We start from the raw sequence: 19,754 nt of genomic DNA on the forward strand, positions 1-19,754 counted from the left end.
CGCAGCCCACGACAGCGGCCACGACGTTGGTCGCCGCCGATCTGATCGACTGCCTGACGCTGCACGCCGCGAGCTCTATCGTCGGATGTCGTCGACCCACATCCCGCCAACGACGACGAGGACATTGCATGACGAAGACCGCACTGGTGACCGGCGGCAGTCGCGGTGTCGGTCGTGGTGTGGCCGCCGCACTGATCGACGGCGGCTGGGCCGTGTACGTCACGTCACGCAAGGGAGAGGGGCCCGAGGGGTCTGTCCAACTGGCCTGCGACCACACCGACGACGACGCCGTGGCCCAGGTGTTCTCGCGCATCGAGAACGAGACCGCCGGCCTCGACCTGCTGGTGAACAACGCGTGGGCCGCACCACCGGGATTCGGCGGGTTCTCCGACCGGTTCTGGGAACGGCCGGTCGACGATTGGGACACGTTGATCGGTGTCGGCGTCCGCGCCCACTACGTGGCGTCGGTATATGCGGCCCGGTCGATGGTGGCACGCGGCAGCGGGCTGATCGCGACCATCTCGTCGTTCGGCACCCGCGGACACCTGCATTCGGTGCTGTACGGGATGAGCAAGGCCGCACTGGACAAGATGTCGTTCGACATGGGCACCGAACTCGCCGACACCGGCGTGACGGCGGTGTCGTTGTGGCTCGGCCTCATCCGCACCGAGCTGATGCTGTCGCTCGGAATCGACGAGTTCGCCGGTTTCTCGGTGCAGCGCGGCGAGGACCCCGAATTCGTCGGCCGCGTCATCGCGGCGCTCGCCGACGATCCCTCCCTCGCCGATCGCAACGGACACACCCTGGTGACCGCCGAGCTCGGTGCCGACTACGGCATCACGAACAACGATGGCACACCACCGGATTCGCACCGCAGCGCCTTCGGCGGGGGGCCACTGTTCCCGCCCGCCGCCGGATGATCGTCACGACGAGAGGACACGATCGCAATGGGCAAGAACAACCACACCGGCTGGAAGATCCCGGTGACCGAGGGTCTTCGGGCCACCACCACCGGTCCGATCGCCTCCTTCGACACGTCGAGCACCCCGGGATTCACCGGGAACAGGGAGCTGGGCGAGAAGTTGCTGGCCGAGCGCGGCGTGGTTCTCGCCGGCCTGCAGGAACTGCTGTTCGCCAACTCTCGTACCGGCGATCTACGGTCGGTTCTCCTTGTGCTGCAAGGAATGGACACCGCGGGCAAGGGTGGGGTCGTACGCCACGTCGGCGGTCTCGTCGACCCACAGGGCCTGGCGATCAAAGGCTTCAACAAACCGACCGAGGAGGAGCTCGAGCACGACTTCCTCTGGCGCATCCACAAGGAGCTCCCGGCCGGCGGACGGATCGGCATCTTCGATCGCTCCCACTACGAGGATGTGCTCCCGGTCCGCGTGCACAACCTTGTGCCACAGACGGAATGGGAGAAGCGTTACGACCTGATCAACGAGTTCGAACGCGAGCTGGTCGCGGGAGGGACCACAATCATCAAGTGCGCCATGGTGATATCGAAGTCCGAGCAGAAGGCCCGGCTCGGCGCACGTCTCGAACGTCCTGAGAAGTACTGGAAGTACAACCCCAGCGACGTCGACGAACGCGGCTATTGGGATGCCTATCTCGAGGCCTACCAGGCGATCTTCGACCGCTGCGACAGCGACTCGGCGCCCTGGTACCTCATTCCCTCGGACAAGAAGTGGTTCTCCCGGCTCGCGGTGTGCGAGTTGCTGATCGACGCCCTCGAGCGCATGGACCTCGACTGGCCCGCCGCCGATTACGACGTCGCGATCGAGAAGAAACGGGTTGCCGCGCTGGAGAATTGAGTCCCGGCGTTCGATCCCGGGTTGCCACCTTGTTCCCATGATGCAACCTGGGCGTGTGGTAGCACCATGGGAACCTGCACACGGAGTCGCTTATCGGTTCACCGGCCGACCGTCGAGGACGATGGAGTCGGCGATCTCGAGCCGTCCGTGGCCGTGACCGCGAGTTGCACGACGATCACCCGCCCCGCCCCGATCGGACAGACGACGTTGTGCACATCGGAGACGAGAGGCCCGAACGGCGACTCGAGCGTGCCGAGCAAGTGAAGGGAAAACCCTGACCAGGAAGGGCTTCCGCGCTCTGCCCACGAGCACTCCAGCCCGGCGTGACCTGAGTGACCTCGCCCACCTCGACCGCCAGTCGGGCCGGCGAGTTCGACATACCGGCAACGACCCACGCCATGACGACGGCGGTCGACACGAACCCCGGCAACTCGGACGATTCGCTGAGGTCGCCGCCCACCTGAGCGTCACTTTCGACTGCCTCCGGGTCCAACCACATGGCCGCCGGCTGCCCACTGGCCATTCCGGCGCGGATACGACGCCAGGCACCGGGAAGCCCGTAGGGGCGGAACCCGAACTCCAGCGGGCCGGGGACCGAACCAAATGACGCGCCCGGATCATTCCCCGGCGCGTCAGGCAGACCCACTCTTCACCCCTGCCGGAACCGTCAGTTGAACAGTGTCGCCGACTTCGACGCCGCCGGGCGGGGTGGCCGTCAACATCGCCTTGATCTCAGCGGGCGTGCTGTTGTTGCCCTGCATGTTCCACTCCTGCAATTGGGAGAGCGTCGACAGCAATGTGTTGAAATCGAGATTGTACTGACGTGGAGCCAGCGGCACCGGCCGCTTATGACCGCCATTGCTCGACAAGACAATTGCCGGAACTCCTTGCGCTCCTTTGGTCATGGTCACCGAGGAGCTTTCGAAAGGGAAATGGCTTCCGTTGCCGAACGTCACGCCCACTGACGAAACCCTGAGTGGCCCACGGAACTTGAATGCCATGGTCGCCAGAAAGACAGTTGCCAGAATTGCCACGGGGAGAACGACTCCCAATCGCCAAACCTGCCAGGACCCAAGAACCATCTGGCCGCAGATGCCAATCGACATGACGGCGAAGATCAATGTGAGCCACACCAGACCGTTGGTGTGAATCGGTTGCCTGAAGACCAGCACGCTATCTTTCTCGATCTCGAGTTTGGTCCTCGGCGGCAGGATCACGCACACGGGCATGAGTGCGAGCGCCACCATCACCAGCGCCAGCGCAGAGGTGCCGACCAGAAATCCGACGACTGCTCCGGCAATACCGATGACCACCGCTGCGATGGCAGCGCGTATCAGTCGCGGGGGTTGATACTCCGTGTAACGCCGCCATGCGAAGGTAACGGACTGCACTACCGACCTACTTCCAAAGCCAATCAATACCCTGTGAAGCGATGTAGGAGGCTGCGGCACCAGCAACAGCACCCGCCGCGGCGCCGACGAGCGTTCCCGCACCTGGTGATACGGAACCAATTGTTGCACCAACTCGGTTCCTGCCATGACCGAAGCAGCCAACGAAGCACCTGCCGCGCCGAACTCCCGCTGCGATTCGATCCCACCGTGCAACCAAGCTCCCGGTCTGCACCCTGGGATCGAGGTGGCAGCGTGGGAACCGAACGGGTGGGAGCGTCATCGGTTGGGCTGTCGGCCAATTCGCAGCACCGACTGCGCCACCAGCCCGACGACGAGTGCCCAGAACGCACCGCTGATGCCGCCGAAGGTGACTCCCGACGCCGCCGTCACGAAGGTGAGTGCCGCCGGAATCCGGAGCTCCTCATGGGAGAACGCGCCGAGGAGCGCATTCGCGAAGGTGGCCAATAGCGCCAGTCCCGCAACGGTTTCCAGCAGTCCGGCCGGAGCGACGGCGGTGACCGCGACGAGGAGTCCGGAAAACACCGCAAGGACAAGGTAACTCACGCCGCCCGAGATGCCGGCGATCCAACGTCGGGACCGATCCGGCCCGGCCTCGTCACCGGCGGCCAGTGCCGCGGACAGCGCGGCCAGGTTGACGGCGTGTCCGCCGAACGGCGCGCACAGGACGGTACCCACGCCGGTGACGGTCATCGACAGCCGCCATGGTGGTTGATAGCCAAAGGAATTCAGCACCGCGACGCCGGGCACATTCTGCGACGCCATGGTGACGATGAACAGCGGGACCGCGATACCGATCAGCGCCCGGACGTCGAATGCCGGTGTCGTCCAGGTCAGCACCGGCCACCACGGGGTCTCGCCCCACCCGCGCACACCGTGAACGGCCAGATAGACACCGATGACGACCAGCGCCGTGACCAGCGCCAGCGGCAGCGCCCACCGGGACAGCCAGCGCAGTGCCACCAGCCAGACGAGGAGGATCGGCAGCGTCAGCAGCGGCTGCGCGGCAAGCGATTTCATCGGCGCAAGGCACAGTGTGAGGAGCACACCGGCCAGCATCGCCTGTGCGATCGGGGTCGGTATCCGCCCGATCAGCTCACCGAGCGCGGGGATCAGCCCGGTCGCGATGATCAGCACGCCGCACACCAGAAACGCACCGACGGCCGCGGGCCAACCCGCGTGATACGACGACCCGGCCGCCACCAACATCGCCGCGCCCGGTGTCGACCAGGCGAGGGTGATCGGCATCCGCGTCCGCAGACAGAGCACGATGATCCCGATCGCGAACACGACGGTGAGCACCAGCAATCCGGACGCGGCCTGCCGTGCGTCGGCACCGACCGCCCGCAGACCGGCCACCACCACGACGAACGACGACGTGAACCCGACAAGCGCAGTGATGACCCCGGCGACCACGGGCTGCTGGAGATCACGCTCGTTAGTGGTGGTCATGCCCCGAGAATAGCGCTATCGTTCTGTAAACAGAACACCCGGGAGTCCACATGCCGCCGATACTTCGATGACCGCCGCCGACCGCAGACGCGCGGTGGGTGCGCGCATCGCCACCCTGCGCGCCGACGCCGGACTCTCGCTGTCCGAACTGGCCCGCCAGGCCGGCATCGGCAAGGGATCGTTGTCAGAAATCGAATCGGGACAACGGAATCCGACTCTCGACACGTTGTACGCGGTGGCCGGACCACTCGGCGTACCGCTGACCGCACTGCTCGGCGAGACGTCCGGCACCGAGGGCAGCGGCGACTTTCTGCATGCGCAGATCCTGCATGTCGAGCATCATCCCGACGGCGCCACCACCGAGGTCTTCTGGCTGCGTGTACTCCCCGGCGGAATCCGCACCTCGCCCGCGCACGGACCGGGCGTCATCGAGCATGTTCATGTCGTGACCGGCGACCTACGGGCCGGCCGTGCCGGATCGGAAAGTTCTGCTTCCCAGGGTGATTCGCTGCAGTGGGTGAGCGATGCGCCACACACCTACGAGACCCGCGACGGCGCCGAGGCCGTGCTGACAATCCACTCCCCCGGACGCAACTCACCCCCGAGACAATCGTCTCGGGGGTGAGCAGATGTCGACGTCACCGTCGAATCATGATCAGCTGTCGGCAGGCTTGGCCGGAGCCTTCTTCGCCGGAGCCTTCTTGGCCGGAGCCTTCTTGGCGGCGGCGATCTTCTTGGCCGGCGACGAATTGGCGGTACGCCCCTTGGCCTCGACAGTTCCGGCAGCGCCACCGATCTGCTCTGCAGCGTCGGCGGACTGCTCCTTGATGGCCTCGCCGGCATCCGAAATCGCTTCGGCGGCCTCGCCGGCGACCTCTTCGATGGCGACCGCGGCGTCCTCGGCGACCTCTTCGACCTTCGAGCTCACGCGGCCGGCCAGCTTGGCGGCGCGCTCACCGACACCCCGGGTCTGCGAGGAGACCACACCGAGAGCGTCCTCGGTCATGTCGACGGCGTCGTTGTAGACCTTGCCCGCGCGGTCGAGGTTCTCCTGGACGACCGGCTGCTGACGCAGACGCTCGACAGCTTCCTCGCCACGCTCGGCGAGGGAGTTGTAGAACTCGGTGGCGGCGTCGAGGTAACCCTCGGCAACCTTGCGCAGCTCGTCGGTGGTGAACTTGCCGCGGAACTCTTCGAACTCGCCGGGCAGATCCTCGGGCAGCGAGTTCAGGCGGGTCTTGGCCTCCTCGAAGGAGGTCTTGGCGTCCTCGACGGCCTTCTCGAAACGGGTTTCGGCGGCCGAACGGGTCTCCTCGAGCCGGGTCTGAGCGGCCGAACGAGTCTCCTCGAGCCGAGTCTGAGCGGCCGAACGGGTCTCCTCGAACCGGGTCTGAGCGGTCTCGCTGACCGACTCGGTGCGTTCGCGCAGCTGCGCGACGATGTCATTGAACTGCGCGACAGCCAGATCTCCGGCGCCGACAGCGGCGTAGAAGGGATTGGCGAGCGTGCGGGTGGATTCACTCACGGCAGACTCCTTAGTAGCGTTGTGTGGTCACCAATTGCGCTGTGGCACCAGGCTTTTCAGATGGTCAACGTCCTTCGTCGATCACCGATGATGCCGGTATGTCGATGGCGCATCGGGCCAGGTTTTTCGTACCCACAACCCAGTATCCACGCTCCGCTAACAAATGCAAGCAATCTGCTAACGCTCGTGGTAGATGTCACAATCCGTTGATCTGCCGTCAACATGAACGCCCTATGGCGGTTCCTTCGCGGACCGCTCACCCGTGGGGGGCAACCGCCTCGTACACGTAGAACCCGCGTCCGGACTTCTTACCCAGGCGACCCGCCTCGACCATCCGCAGCAGCAGCGGTGGCGGTGAATAGAGCGGTTCCTTGAACTCCTCGTACATCTTGTCCGCGATCGCCTTCACCGTGTCGAGACCGACCAGATCGGCGAGCTTGAGCGGACCCATCGGATGGGCGCAGCCGAGCACCATGCCCTTGTCGACGTCGTCGGCGGACGCGAAACCGCTCTCCACCATCCGGATGGCGGACAGGAGGTACGGCACGAGCAGCGAATTGACGATGAAGCCGGACCGGTCCGCGGAGCGGATGACCTGCTTGCCCAGCACGTCGTGGGCGAAATCCTCGGCACGCTCGCTGACGTCGGAGGAGGTCATCAGGGTCGTGACGAGTTCGACCAGCGGCAGGACCGGCACCGGGTTGAAGAAATGCATGCCGATCACGCGGCCGGCGTTCTGCGTGGCCATGCCCAGCTTCATGATCGGGATGGACGAGGTGTTCGACGCCAGTACGGCGGTGGGATCGATGACCACCTTGTCGAGCGCGGCGAAGACCTCGGTCTTGACCGACTCGTCCTCGACGATCGCCTCGCACACGAACTGCCGGTCGGCGAAATCCCCGATGTCGGCGGTGAAACGCAACCGTTCGGCGGCCTGATCACGCTCGCGCTCGGTCAGCTTGCCGCTGGACACTCCGCGGTCGAGCGAGCGGAGGACGCGCGCCCGCCCCGCGGTCGCGAGTTCGCGTGTGGACTCGTAGACGAGGACATCGGTACGCGCACGCGCACACACCTCGGCGATGCCGGCCCCCATCTGCCCCGCCCCGACGACACCAACCCGCGAGATACGTTCACTCATTACCTCAACCTCGCACTAAAGAATTGCGCAACAACAGATTTCGCCCCAAGGTTGACCCTTCGAGGCGCGCCCTCGGCTCGCGCCTCGCGGGCTCCGCACGAAGCAGTGGTTGGCCCGACGACTCCCGCGAAAACGATTTTGCAAGCACACATGGGGAGCCGGCCCGGTATGGACAAAGCCCCCGATATGCCAGCAGGCGGTCCGCAACGGAGGTTGCGGACCGCCTGACTGGTTCGCCAGAGTTCCGGGAGGCGGAACAGCCGAGCTCCTAGTGGAACTGGCCTTCTTCGGTCGAACCCTTCAGCGCAGCGGTGGAGGTGTTCGGGTCGACGGTGGTGGCGATGCTGTCGAAGTAGCCGGCACCGACCTCACGCTGGTGCTTGACGGCGGTGAAGCCGCGCTTCTCGGCGGCGTCGAACTCGCGGTTCTGCAGGTCGACGAAGGCGGTCATCTGCTCGCGGGCGTAACCGTAGGCCAGGTCGAACATGCCGTAGTTGAGCGAGTGGAAGCCGGCCAGGGTGATGAACTGGAAGGTGAAGCCCATGGCGCCGAGCTCGTTCTGGAACTTGGCGATGGTGCTGTCGTCGAGGTGCTTGCTCCAGTTGAACGACGGGCTGCAGTTGTAGGACAGCAGCTGGTCGGGGTACTCGCTCTTGACGGCCTCGGCGAACTTGCGAGCCAGCTCGAGATCGGGGGTGCCGGTCTCCATCCAGATCATGTCGGCGTACGGAGCGTAGGACTTCGCACGGGCGATGCAGGGCTCGATGCCGTTCTTGACGTGGTAGTAGCCCTCGGCGGTGCGCTCGCCGGTCACGAACTCCTTGTCGCGGTCATCGACATCGGAGGTGATGAGGGTGGCGGCCTCGGCATCGGTACGGGCGATGACGACGGTCGGGACACCGGCGACGTCGGCGGCCAGGCGCGCCGAGTTCAGGGTGCGGATGTGCTGCTGGGTCGGGATGAGCACCTTGCCACCGAGGTGACCGCACTTCTTCTCCGACGCGAGCTGGTCCTCCCAGTGGGTACCGGCGGCACCCGCGGCGATCATGGCCTTCTGCAGTTCGTAGACGTTGAGGGCGCCACCGAAGCCGGCCTCGCCGTCGGCCACGATCGGCACAACCCAGTTGTCCACGGTGTCGTCGCCCTCGACGCGGGCGATCTCGTCGGCGCGCATCAGCGCGTTGTTGATGCGGCGCACCACGTTGGGCACCGAGTTCGCCGGGTAGAGCGACTGGTCGGGGTAGGTGTGGCCGGACAGGTTCGCGTCACCGGCGACCTGCCAACCCGACAGGTACACGGCCTTCAGGCCGGCGCGGACCTGCTGCACGGCCTGGTTACCGGTCAGCGCGCCGAGCGCGTTGATGTAGCTGCCGTCGCCCCGGGTGACACCTTCCCAGAGGATCTCCGCGCCGCGGCGGGCGAGGGTCTGCTCCTCGACGACCGAACCCTGCAGCTCGGCGACCTGCTCTGCGGTGTAGTCGCGCTTGACGTTGTCCCAGCGGGAGTTGGTGTCCCAGTCCTGCTGGATCTCGGCGGCGGTACGTGGCTTTCCGACGTTGCTCATTGCCTTCTTCGCTTTCGTTGTCCTGCCTCGACCCGGTGCATCTCCCGGGCCGGGGTGCTGACCGACAGACCGAAAGGTGTCGAACATCCGTGATCTTGCGAAAGTTTCGACGCTCTCCGGCGGTGCCTGACACAAGAGTGCCATACAACAAACCCGCAGGTCCAACCCCCTACGGCTGCAAAATCGGGCTAGCATTTGGCGCAGTTTTGCAAAGTTTGCGAAACTGGGTGTGTGAAAGATAGTCGGCCGTCCCGCCAAAAAGTACGCGCGTACTGCGTTTTCACCCGGACGGACAGGTCGAGCACGACCAATCGCCGGCACTCATCCGCCGTCGATCGCGGACCGAGACAACGACCGATGTGTGACCGAGATCACCACCCGGCGGCGTTCGCGGCCCACAAACCCGTGACGATGAGGCGAGACCGTCACCGTGCGGCGGCTGCGGTGACTGCGTCGCGAAACGCTGCGGTGAACTCCGCCCGACTCATCGGCTCGGGCGCCGGCGCAGGAACCCGCGAGGCGGGCGTTCGTTCACCGGTGATGGTCAGTTGCACGGTCACCGGCTCGGTGCCCGGCCGCGCGACGGTCGCGTATCCGGCGTATCCGACCTGGTTGCTCACCGTCCCGTCGGACAACGTGGTGCCGACCTCCGACCGCAGGGCGAGGGACTCCTGCACCGACGCCGCATGCGGCCCGAGGTCCGGGTCGATCTGCTCGTATCGGGAGACGATGCGGGCACCCCGCAAGGTGCCGGCGTCGATCAGTGTGGTGGTCGTCGCGCATCCCCCGGTCGTCGAGCGGATGTCCGCGTCGATGTCGCGACGCACCGTGGTGACGAGTTCGAGCAACGTCGCCCCCTCACCGCGTGCGGCAAGGACGGCCGAGTTGTCCTGGGACAATTCCTTGTTGAGTTCCGCGTCGGCCGTGGGACGGCAGTCGGGCGGGGTGATCTGCGCCGACTTCGCGGCATCGATGCGGTCCCGGTTGCCGGCGACGAGGTCGGTGACGCTCAGCGGCGTCGGAGTGAAGCCGGCGGGTAGCGCATCGGGTTTCATCAGGAGGTCGGCAGGGACCACCGGTGTTGCCGGGGCGGTGGATCCACCGCATCCGGCGAGCGTCACGACGGCCGACACCAGAACTGCCAGGCCGATCGACGACTGGCGGTATCGGGGCGGAAGCACGCGGCCACCGTACCCTGAACGTGCAGGCAGGAGGTTCGCATGACCAAGACCTACGTGGGTTCGCGACTACGCGCGCTGCGGTCCGAACGTGGCCTGTCGCAGGTCGCCCTCGCCCACTCGCTGGCCATCTCGCCGTCGTACCTGAACCAGATCGAGCACGACGCGCGACCCTTGACCGTGCCGGTCCTGTCGAAGATCGCCGAGGTGTTCGGCATCGACGAGGGTTTCTTCGACTCGCAGGACAACGTGCGCCTGGTGGCCGAGTTGCGGGAGGCGCTGCTCGACGACGACGTCGAGGCGGCCCCGTCGGCGGCCGAGGCGCAGGAGATCAGCGCGATGGTCGCCGAGCATCCGGCGATCGCGCAGGCGATGGTCAACCTGCACCGCAGATACCGGATCGCCACCGATCAGCTCGCCGCGGCCACCGACGAGCGCGGCGACCGCAGCATGCGCGGCTCGATCACGGCGCCGCACGAGGAGGTGCGCGACTACTTCTATCAGCGCCGCAACTACATCCATGAACTCGACGTGGCGGCCGAGGAGATGACGATGCGGATGCGGATGCACTCCGCGGACATCCGGCGGGGCATCGCCGACCGGCTCGAGACCAAGCACGGCGTGCAGATCGTCCGGCGCGTCGACCTCGGCGACACCACGCTGCACCGCTTCGACGCCGAGACCCGGCGCCTCGAGTTCTCGGCGGCGCTGTCGGCCGGCCAGCGCACGATGAGGCTCGCGGCCGAACTCGGCTACCTCGAGTACCGCGATCTGCTCGACAAACTCGTCGACGACGGCAACTTCACCAGCGACGACGCACGCAAACTCGCGTTACTCGGTCTCGCCAACTACTTTGCCGCCGCAGCCGTTCTGCCGTACGGCCAATTTCATGGTGCCGCAGAGGATTTCCGTTACGACATCGAGCGGCTGTCGGCCTTCTACGCGGTCTCCTACGAGACCATCTGCCATCGGCTGTCCACCCTGCAACGCCCCAACCTGCGCGGCATCCCGTGGTCGTTCGTCCGGGTCGACCGCGCCGGAAACATGTCGAAACGACAGTCCGCCACCGGTTTCCATTTCTCGTCCAGCGGTGGCACGTGTCCGCTGTGGGCGGTCTACGAGACGTTCGCCTCGCCGGGCAAGATCCTCACCCAGATCGCCGAGATGCCGGACGGCCGTGAGTATTTCTGGGTCGCGCGGACCGTCGAGCGACGGGCCGCCCGCTACGGTCAGCCGGGAAAGACGTTCGCGATCGGACTCGGCTGCGAGCTCCGGCACGCGGCGCGGGTGATCTACTCCGACGGCCTCGAGATCGGGCCGCAGGCCAGTGTCACCCCGATCGGCGCGGGCTGCCGCGTGTGCGATCGACCCGACTGCGCGCAACGCGCATTCCCGGCACTCGGGACGCCGCTGAAGATCGACGAACATCGCAGTACGGTCTCGCCCTACATGATGAATTGACCTGGGGTGTGAGCCGAATGGCGTCAGACGTCTCAATCTGATAACACTCGTTGTCGGGACGTGTGTCCCAGTCGTTTGCCCCGGTTACCGTCGGCTCAGTGGTGGGATCAACGGCGATCCCGTCGCGACCCGACAGGGAGTACGCCATGGTGCGGATGTTCTCGGTCATAGTCGTCGGATGGCTCGCGGTGGGAGCGCTGACCGCGGGACGCGCGGTCGCGGAACCGCCGAACATGATGGGTATCCCCGCCCAGATTCCGCAGGCCATCAACGGCGTGCTGCCGCCACCGCCGTACCCCCGGCTCGACCGGATTCCGCTGCGAGCACGGGCCGACGGCTTTCCCCATCGATTGCTCGAGCTGCGTGAGGCGGTCCTGCCGACGCCGACCGGGGATCCGATGTTCGACCGATGGCCGACCGATCTCGCATCGATGCCACCGGGCCACATCATCGCCGCCCGCAATGTCACGGCCACCGCCGCCCCGGTGGTCACCGCACCGATCAGCTCCGCCCGACTGATCAAGTTCCGGAGCACCGACGCATCGGGGACCCCGTTCTTCGGCACCGCCACGATCCTGATTCCCCGCACACCGAGTCGCGGACCACGCCCGATCGTGGTGAACAACTTGCCGATCGACTCGCTCGGCACTGCGTGCAACCCGGGATATAGTCTGGCTCATGGCTTTTCGATCGCCACCAACGTCACCGACCTGATCCCGCCCACCACTGCACTGGCACTCACCCACGGATACGCGGTCCTGGTGCCCGACCACCAGGGCCCGCGGATGGCCTATGCCGAACCGACGGTCGCCGGACACATCGTCCTCGATGCCATTCGAGCGGTGCGGAGTCTCGATCCGCAGATGTTCGGCGCGAGCCGAATTGCGATGACGGGCTACTCCGGTGGAGCCATCGCGACCAATGGGGCGACCAAGCTGATCAGCACCTACGCGCCGGAACTCACACGGTACGTGGTCGGTGCCGCGCTGGGTGGGGTTCCCGCGGACTTCCGGATGCTCGTCGGCTCGATGAACGCCAACCTGGCGACCGGCATCTTCCATGCCGCCACGTTCGGCATCGCGCGGGAACATCCCGAGATGCTCGCGATGGCCAACGATTTCGCGCAGTGGTTCGCGACGTCGCCGCTGAAGAACGTGTGCACGATCCCGGCCGCGGTGATGGGTCAGTTGTTCTGGCCGTTGCAGCTGATGTCGAGCGACCCGGATCCGTTCCATTCGCCGGTGGCCGCGCGGATCTTTCGGATCACCCAGATGGCCGGCCGGAAATCGATTGTCCCCCTGTACATCTATCAGGGAACCTACGAGTGGTGGATCCCGGCGGCGGGTGCTCGGGAGCTGTATCGGGCGCAGTGCCGGCTGGGCGCGCGGGCCGTGTACCGAGAGGTGTTCGGCGAACACGTGCTGGGCATGTTCGTCGGCTATCCGGATGCCGTGGCGTGGCTCGACGAACGGCTGCGTGGAATCCCCGCGCCCAACGGGTGTCCCCGGTGACGGCTGACGCCTCAGCTCAACGCGGGCACCCGTTCGGAGCCGGAATCCCTTGCAGCCGTTGGTCGAGCCATGCGGCAGCATCGGGGAATCCGGTGAACACGACGAGCATGTGCTCGCCGGGGTACTCGCGGAAGGTCACGTTGGCGCCGAGTCGGCACTGATCGCGGAACAGGGCCTGTGCCTGGCTCGCCGGAATCCACCACTCCTGCGCCCCGTGATAGATGAAGAGCGGCATCGGCGACTTGGTGCCGGGCATCGAGGTGAGCTCGTAGAGGCGTTCGGCCACGGGCGAATGGAACGGGTCCGGATTGTTCGAGAGCAACTGCGCCGGGAGCATCGTCAGGCCCAGATAGCCCATCGTGCCGGTACAGATGTCTTTGAGCGGGGAGGTCGCGAGCCAGCGAGCGAGATTGTTGGCCATCGGCAGCATGTCCGGGTGCTCGCGCGAGATCCCCATGACCGCGGAGAGAAAGACGCCGCTGGCCAGGTTGGCGTTCATGGCACCGACGAGTGCCCGGTAGTCGGCCGGGACACCGCCGATCGCCGCGCCGACGAACCGGTCCTGGAGTTCGGGTGCATATTGCGGGACGAGTCGCGCGGTGGCGTTCGTGGCGATGGCGCCACCGGAGTAGCCGAGCATCGCGATCGGTCCGTGCGCGAAGTTGGCCGGGTCGTCGGCCGAGGCCGCACGGATGGCGTCGAGGATGACATGCGCCGCGACGAAGGGCTCGGCATACGCCATGCGAGCACCGGTGTGATCCGGGACGATCACCGCGTACCCCTTCTGCAAGGCCAACTGCGCCAACGGGGGAAAGATGTCGGTGCTGTTCGCGTTGCTGTCGTACCCGTGCGAAAGCGTGTATCCGGGAGTGCATTTGGTGCCCAGCGCGACGATCGGCACGTTGTTGACCACCACCGGCCGCGCGCCCTTTCCACGCCACGGTGCCCGCGGCACGAAGACCGTCGCGGTGCCGAACAGCGGTCGGCCGGATGCGTCGACCGTGCGGAACTTGATCTGCCGGGCGTACCGGATCGGGGTCATCATCAACGGTCCGGCCACGGGTGTGACGTCGCGGCGGAAGAGGATGTTGCCCGGACGGTGGGCCGCCAGATCGGCCGGCCACCGGTCGAAGAAGGGGTCGCCGCTCGGCGAGGGCATCATCGCCTCGCGCAACTCCTCCAGCGAACGGGGGGCGCCGGGTGTGACCGATCGTGCCGGAATGCGGGCCAGTCGCGGCACCGGTGGTGCGGGAACAGCGGCGTCGATCCCCTCCGGCACGGATGCCGGCACCGGCATCATGTTGGGCGGATCGGCGAGCGCCGTCGCCGCGCCCGAGAGCGACACGACCATCGCCGTCACGACCAGCAGGCCACGACGAACCCAAGACATTCCCGGCTCCGGCAACGCAGACTCCTCAACTCTTACTGCGATACCGGGTCCACCCCGCCGCGGTCGACCCGCAGCACCCACTTTCGCGCTGTCGAAGTGACACTACGACAAGACAAAGAAAATTGCCCGGGCAGGTAGCGTCAATACACCATGACGCGGACATTTTCCGCCACGCACGCCGGCTTGTCGACGCCTTCGATCTCTATGGTGTTCTTGACGATCATGTTCACGCCGGCGCCGGTCTCCTCGACCGCAGTGATGACCGCGTTGGCCCGGACGCGCGATCCGACGGGGACCGGATTGGGGAACCGCACCTTGTTGAGTCCGTAATTGATGATCAGCTTCGGCCCCTCGACGGTGAAGATGCTGCCGGCCAACATGGGCAGCAACGACAGCGTCAGGTAGCCGTGCGCGATCGGTGCGCCGAACGGACCGGACTTCGCGCGTTCCGGATCGATGTGAATCCACTGGTGGTCACCGGTCGCGTCGGCGAACTGGTTGACGCGGTCCTGGGTGATCTCGAGCCACTCGCCGGAGCCGAGATCCTCGCCGATCGCCGCTTTCAGTTCATCGACGCTGGTGAACGTTCGCTGTGTGGTGCTGGTCATAGTTTCGGTAGTCTACCGTGGCCACATGAGCACACCTCGCGTTTCTCCCGGAGGTTTCACCGCCCTCGGGCCGGTCAACTGGGTGGTGGCGCGCGGCGCCGCTCTCGCCATTGGCGTCGACGACGCCCACATCTTCTCGACACTGGGCCGCGCCAAGGGCCTGTTCCGCGGTTGGCTGCATTTCAGTGCACGACTGATGCCCTTTGGCGCGTTGTCGCGCAAGGAATCCGAGATGATCATCATCCGGGTCGCGCACCTGCGGGACTGCGCGTACGAGCTCGATCACCATCGTCGTCTCGGGGCGCGTGTGGGCATCAAAGGCGATGTGCTGGACAAGGTTCTGCAAGGACCCGACGCCGGATGGGGAGAGCGCGACCGGGCGTTGCTCGCCGCGACCGACGAACTGGTCGCCACCAAGGAGATCGGCGATGAGACGTGGACCGAGTTGAGCCGGCATCTCGATCCGGCGAAGCTGGTCGCATTCGTGTTGCTGGTCGGGCAGTACGACATGCTGGCGACCACGATCGGCACCCTGCGCATTCAACGCGACGACCTCAAGGCCTGACCGGCCGACGACAACCCTGGGGGGCTGATGGAACCGATCGCACACCGGGCGATGCGTAATCCGGTGTTCTCGGCTGTCTACGAACACCTTTGGCGGCCGACGTTCACGCGACTGTTCAGCCTCGGCGGCAGCGCGACCGCCGATGTCGACCGGGCATTGACCGCCTACCTGTCACGGCCCGGCGAGCGCCTCATGCTCGATGTCGCCTGTGGGCCGGGCAATTACACGGGCCGGTTCGCGGACGCCCTCGACGGGGACGGCCGGTGTATCGGTGTCGATTTCTCTCCGTCCATGCTCGCCCGCGCGGTCCGCACGAACGCGGTGGAGCGCGCGTCGTACATCCGGGCGGATGCGCATGCACTTCCGTTCGCGGACAACACCTTCGACACCGTCACCTGCTTGGCTGCGCTCTATCTCATCCCCGATCCCCTGCCCGTGATCGACGAGTTGTTGCGCGTCACGAAGCGCGACGGCGAGGTGGTCATCTTCACCTCGGTGACCTCGCATCTGACCTCGCTCCCCGGTGTGCAGGCCGTTGCCGAACGCTCCGGCTATCACATCTTCGGTCGGCACGACATCGTCGAGCGGTTGCGGTCCGCCGGCGCCGACCACGTCGAGCAGACGATCACCGGTCTCGGCCAGTACGTCCTCGCCACCAAGCGGTGACCGCGGCGCGTCGGGTCACATCGAACGGTAATCGCGAACCGACATCCGCGCACCGCGGCGCTCCCGCCGCACACCGTGGAGCTCGATCATCTTGATCACCCGATAGCGCTGTCCCGCATAGGGTTCGAGCAGGTCGAGCATCTCGGCGTCGTCGACCGGCCGCCCGATCAGCGTCTGCCCGACGAGCGCCGGGATGTGATAGTCACCGACCGGGACAGCGTCCGCGTCGCCGACCGCCCGGGCGCGGGTCTCCGCCTCCGTCCACCGTCCGACACCGCGCAGCAGACGCAACCGGTCCGGATGGCGCTCGACGTCGAGGGCGGTCGCTCCGCGGATGGTGCGCATCCGCACCGGCTCGATGCCGCTGCGGTGCCATTCCCAGGACGGGATCTGCGCCCACGCCGCCTGTGGCGGCGGCACCCGCATGCTGTCGGGAACGGGGCCGGGGGCGCGTTCCCCGTAGCGCCGCACCAGGTACCGCCACGCCCGCCACGCCTCCGCGCCGACGACCTTCTGTTCGAGGATGGCCGGCACCAGGGCCTCCCACACACGGTCGGTGCGGCCGATGCGCAAGCCGTACGATGCCCCGATCAGTCGCGACACGACCGGGTCGTCGGACTTCAGTTCTTGCGGAACATCCTGCGCACCAAGAAAATCCGGCATGTGTTCGAGTAACCACGGCGCTCCCGGCCCCCACGCGCGGCCGGTCACCGTGGTCCCGTCCGACGCCACCGTCAACGTGCCGGGTCCGTCGGGCGTGTGCACCGCGCGCCACACCGAGCCGTCGCGGCCGAAGGTGAACGCGGGATCTCCGGTGCCGCGTCGGTGCAGGCCGACCGTCGCCCGAATGTCGAGCGGCCACGGGGGCGTCCACCGGCGGCTGAATTCCACCGTCATCGCCAAAATCCCCATCCGCCGACACTGCTGTGGTCACAATGGTGCCATGAGGTATTCCAAGCCGGTCACCGTCGGGGTCGACGGGTCGTCGGTGGCCACCGCTGCGGTCGAGTGGGCGGCGAAGGCCGCGATGCTCCACCAGACGTCCCTGACCATCGTCTCCGCCCTCGAGGCGGTGTCCCCGCCGATGGTCGAATACGCCATTCCAGCACTGTATTTCACCGATCTGAAGACGGTGTCGGAGAAGATCCTCGACGAGGCGACCGGCACCGCGCGGGCGGCGAGTCCCGATGTCGACATCCACTCCGAGGTCATGTTGGACTCCGCGCGCAGTGCGCTCATCGCGAAGTCCGCGGATTCGTCGCTGCTGGTGGTCGGGGCGTCCGGATTCGGCCGGGTCGCCGCCGCCGTGGTCGGTTCGGTGGCCAGCGGTGTGGCCTCGCACGCCCAATGCCCGGTGGTCATCCTCCGCGACGACAGTCAGGCCGCCGACGTGACCGGCCCGGTTGTCGTCGGTATCGACGGGTCACCCGTCTCGCTGCATGCCCTTGATGTCGCCGCCGACGAGGCCGCCGCCCGCAGCGCCGACCTCCTGGTGGTTTCGGCCTGGGACACCAAGGGTTTCGACCCCACCGACACCGGATTCACCGCGGCGCGGGCCGCTGTCGACACCGCGCTGGCCGAACCCGTCGGCGCCATCCGCAAGCGGATGCCGGACCTCACGGTCACCACGCGGGTGCTCGACGAGTCCCCGCAGTCGGCGCTGACACAGGCATCCGTGGGCGCGTCGCTGCTGGTCGTCGGCAGTCGCGGGCGCGGCGGGTTCGCCGGATTGCTCCTCGGCTCGACCAGCCAGCGCCTGCTGCACACCGCCAAGGCGCCGCTGATGATCGTGCACGGTAACTGACGCAGGTTCACTCGGCTGCTGAGATGCTCCCCCTCAGGGACCTCCGAGGGCAATATATGCCCCTCGGATGCTCATGACGGGACAGATCTCAGCCGACTTGAGTGCGGCGACCGGAGTTCAACCGATCCCAACACGCAAACAGGGGCCGCGGGTGAACCCGCGGCCCCTGTTTGCGGTATTTGTGATCAGAGGTTGATCATGTGCCCGATCGCGCCGTGGAAGGTTTCCTGCAGCGCCTCCGACATGGTCGGGTGGGTGTGCACATTGCGGGCGAGTTCCTTGGCGGTGAGGTCCCATTTGTGGGCCAGCGTCATCTCCGGGAGCATTTCGGAGACGTTGTCGCCCACCAGATGTCCGCCGAGGAGTTCGTCGGTGTCGGCGTTGGTGATGAGCTTGGCGAAGCCTGAGGTCTCGGCCAGTCCCTGCGCCTTGCCGTTCGCCGAGAACGGGAACGTCGTGGCCTTGACGTTGTAGCCCTCGTCCTTGGCCTGCGCCTCGGTGAGACCGAACGACGCGACCTGCGGCTGGCAGAAGGTGGCGCGCGGCATGAACCGGTAGTCGCCCAGAGTCATCGTCTCCGCGCCGGCCATGGTCTCGGCGGCCACGACGCCCTGCGCCTCGGCCACGTGCGCGAGTTGCAGCTTCATGGTCACGTCGCCGATGGCGTAGATGCCGTCGACGTTGGTGCGCATGAAGTCGTCGATCGCGATGGCGCCGCGGTCGGTGAGTTCGACGCCGGTCTTCTCGAGTCCGAAGCCCTCGACACGCGGGGCGAAGCCGACCGACGTGAGGACCTTGTCGACGGTGATCTCGCCGTCGGCGTCCTTCGCGTCCTTGTAGCTGACCGTGACGCTGTCGCCGTTGTCCTTCACGGTCTGCACCTTGGTGGAGGTGAGCACCGTGACGCCGAGCTTCTTGTACTGCTTGGCGATCTCCTTGGAGACGTCGGCGTCCTCGTTGGGCAGCACGCGGTCGAGGAACTCGATGATGGTGACCTCGACGCCGTAGTTGGCCAGCACATAACCGAACTCCATGCCGATGGCGCCGGCGCCGACGATGACGATCGACTCCGGCAGTTCCCGGGTCAGGATCTGGGTCTCGTAGGTGACGACGTTGTCGGAGAGCTCGACACCGGGAAGGAGCTTCACGGTCGATCCGGTGTCGATGATGACGTTGTCGAAGGTGATCTCCCGGTCGCCGACCACGATGGTCTTGGCGTCCTTGAAGGTCCCGTAGCCGTCGATCTCGGTGATCTTGTTCTTCTTCATCAGGAAGTGAACGCCCTTGACGATCCCGTCGGACACCTTGCGGCTGCGGTCGAACGCCGCACCGAAGTCGAACGAGACGTCACCGGACATGCCGAAGGTCTTCGCCTGGTGGTTGAAGATGTGGGCCAGCTCGGCGTTACGCAGCAACGCCTTGGATGGGATACATCCAACGTTCAGACACACACCGCCCCAATATTTTTCCTCGATGACGGCGGTTTTCATACCCAACTGGGCGGACCGGATCGCGGCCACATACCCACCTGGACCTGCACCCAATACAACTGTTTGAAAGTGTTCAGCCACGGCGTTCACCCTACTTTGGGTTGGTTGGTCGCCGCAGGGCGTCCCGCTACTCCGTGGTAACCGATCGCATGCTCGGGCGAGTTTCAATCAGTGATTGA

Annotated in this window: 18 protein-coding genes; 8 read left to right on the forward strand and 10 right to left on the reverse strand. The window is 66.1% G+C overall.

The features are described from left to right. Window positions 1–128 precede the first annotated feature (128 nt). Entirely contained in the window at window positions 129–920 is a 792-nt protein-coding gene (locus ACWDTI_RS00915; RefSeq protein ID WP_449736146.1) for an SDR family NAD(P)-dependent oxidoreductase, read from the forward strand. A gap of 27 nt (window positions 921–947) precedes the next feature. Continuing rightward, window positions 948–1,814, forward strand: coding sequence for a PPK2 family polyphosphate kinase (locus ACWDTI_RS00920; RefSeq protein ID WP_449736147.1), 867 nt, complete (start codon window positions 948–950; stop codon window positions 1,812–1,814). Window positions 1,815–2,446: 632 nt separating this feature from the next. Here the strand turns inward: ACWDTI_RS00920 and ACWDTI_RS00925 are convergent. Both ACWDTI_RS00925 and ACWDTI_RS00930 read right to left on the reverse strand, forming a co-directional pair. Further along, window positions 2,447–3,367: a hypothetical protein gene (locus ACWDTI_RS00925; RefSeq protein WP_449736148.1), complete on the reverse strand. Its 921-nt coding sequence runs from the start codon at window positions 3,365–3,367 to the stop codon at window positions 2,447–2,449. Between the two features lie 114 nt (window positions 3,368–3,481). Continuing rightward, a complete protein-coding gene (locus ACWDTI_RS00930; RefSeq protein WP_449736149.1) occupies window positions 3,482–4,675 on the reverse strand; it encodes a benzoate/H(+) symporter BenE family transporter in 1,194 nt (397 codons plus the stop codon). A 67-nt stretch (window positions 4,676–4,742) separates the two neighbouring features. Between ACWDTI_RS00930 and ACWDTI_RS00935 the strand changes: the two genes are divergently transcribed. Then, complete coding sequence (locus tag ACWDTI_RS00935; RefSeq protein WP_449736150.1) at window positions 4,743–5,300, forward strand: helix-turn-helix domain-containing protein; 558 nt, start codon at window positions 4,743–4,745, stop codon at window positions 5,298–5,300. Between the two features lie 30 nt (window positions 5,301–5,330). Here ACWDTI_RS00935 and ACWDTI_RS00940 read toward each other — a convergent pair whose 3' ends face one another. From ACWDTI_RS00940 to ACWDTI_RS00955, 4 genes are all read right to left on the reverse strand, one after another. Next, complete coding sequence (locus ACWDTI_RS00940) at window positions 5,331–6,200, reverse strand: heparin-binding hemagglutinin (RefSeq protein ID WP_449736151.1); 870 nt, start codon at window positions 6,198–6,200, stop codon at window positions 5,331–5,333. A 256-nt stretch (window positions 6,201–6,456) separates the two neighbouring features. Further along, window positions 6,457–7,338 (reverse strand): 3-hydroxybutyryl-CoA dehydrogenase, encoded by an 882-nt coding sequence (locus ACWDTI_RS00945; protein ID WP_449736152.1) that lies wholly within the window; start codon window positions 7,336–7,338, stop codon window positions 6,457–6,459. Between the two features lie 268 nt (window positions 7,339–7,606). After that, complete coding sequence (gene aceA / locus ACWDTI_RS00950) at window positions 7,607–8,902, reverse strand: isocitrate lyase (RefSeq protein ID WP_449736153.1); 1,296 nt, start codon at window positions 8,900–8,902, stop codon at window positions 7,607–7,609. A gap of 425 nt (window positions 8,903–9,327) precedes the next feature. Continuing rightward, window positions 9,328–10,083 carry a hypothetical protein gene (locus ACWDTI_RS00955; RefSeq protein ID WP_449736154.1) on the reverse strand — a complete coding sequence of 252 codons (756 nt, stop codon included), beginning with the start codon at window positions 10,081–10,083 and terminating at the stop codon, window positions 9,328–9,330. Window positions 10,084–10,122: 39 nt separating this feature from the next. Here ACWDTI_RS00955 and ramB point away from each other — a divergent pair, with 39 nt between their 5' ends. Further along, the gene (gene ramB, locus ACWDTI_RS00960; RefSeq protein ID WP_449736155.1) at window positions 10,123–11,541 is read left to right on the forward strand and encodes an acetate metabolism transcriptional regulator RamB; all 1,419 of its coding nucleotides are present in this window, start codon (window positions 10,123–10,125) and stop codon (window positions 11,539–11,541) included. 155 nt (window positions 11,542–11,696) lie between these two features. Then, window positions 11,697–13,052 carry a lipase family protein gene (locus ACWDTI_RS00965; RefSeq protein WP_449736492.1) on the forward strand — a complete coding sequence of 452 codons (1,356 nt, stop codon included), beginning with the start codon at window positions 11,697–11,699 and terminating at the stop codon, window positions 13,050–13,052. A 16-nt stretch (window positions 13,053–13,068) separates the two neighbouring features. Here the strand turns inward: ACWDTI_RS00965 and ACWDTI_RS00970 are convergent, their stop codons facing one another. Both ACWDTI_RS00970 and ACWDTI_RS00975 read right to left on the reverse strand, forming a co-directional pair. Then, window positions 13,069–14,442, reverse strand: a complete 1,374-nt coding sequence (locus ACWDTI_RS00970) for a lipase family protein (protein ID WP_449736156.1) — start codon at window positions 14,440–14,442, stop codon at window positions 13,069–13,071. A gap of 140 nt (window positions 14,443–14,582) precedes the next feature. Beyond that, the gene (locus ACWDTI_RS00975) at window positions 14,583–15,050 is read right to left on the reverse strand and encodes a MaoC family dehydratase (RefSeq protein WP_449736157.1); all 468 of its coding nucleotides are present in this window, start codon (window positions 15,048–15,050) and stop codon (window positions 14,583–14,585) included. Between the two features lie 25 nt (window positions 15,051–15,075). Between ACWDTI_RS00975 and ACWDTI_RS00980 the strand changes: the two genes are divergently transcribed. Further along, on the forward strand, window positions 15,076–15,615 hold the full coding sequence (locus ACWDTI_RS00980; RefSeq protein ID WP_449736158.1) for a carboxymuconolactone decarboxylase family protein: 540 nt from the start codon (window positions 15,076–15,078) through the stop codon (window positions 15,613–15,615). Between the two features lie 27 nt (window positions 15,616–15,642). Continuing rightward, window positions 15,643–16,281 (forward strand): class I SAM-dependent methyltransferase, encoded by a 639-nt coding sequence (locus ACWDTI_RS00985; protein WP_449736159.1) that lies wholly within the window; start codon window positions 15,643–15,645, stop codon window positions 16,279–16,281. Window positions 16,282–16,296: 15 nt separating this feature from the next. Here ACWDTI_RS00985 and ACWDTI_RS00990 read toward each other — a convergent pair whose 3' ends face one another. Beyond that, window positions 16,297–17,178, reverse strand: coding sequence for a DNA-3-methyladenine glycosylase family protein (locus ACWDTI_RS00990; protein ID WP_449736160.1), 882 nt, complete (start codon window positions 17,176–17,178; stop codon window positions 16,297–16,299). Window positions 17,179–17,224: 46 nt separating this feature from the next. Here ACWDTI_RS00990 and ACWDTI_RS00995 point away from each other — a divergent pair, with 46 nt between their 5' ends. Then, window positions 17,225–18,085, forward strand: coding sequence for a universal stress protein (locus tag ACWDTI_RS00995; protein WP_449736161.1), 861 nt, complete (start codon window positions 17,225–17,227; stop codon window positions 18,083–18,085). A 185-nt stretch (window positions 18,086–18,270) separates the two neighbouring features. Here ACWDTI_RS00995 and lpdA read toward each other — a convergent pair whose 3' ends face one another. Continuing rightward, the gene (gene lpdA, locus ACWDTI_RS01000) at window positions 18,271–19,656 is read right to left on the reverse strand and encodes a dihydrolipoyl dehydrogenase (RefSeq protein ID WP_449736162.1); all 1,386 of its coding nucleotides are present in this window, start codon (window positions 19,654–19,656) and stop codon (window positions 18,271–18,273) included. Window positions 19,657–19,754: the final 98 nt, after the last annotated feature.

This window comes from Gordonia sp. NPDC003424 (assembly GCF_053588655.1).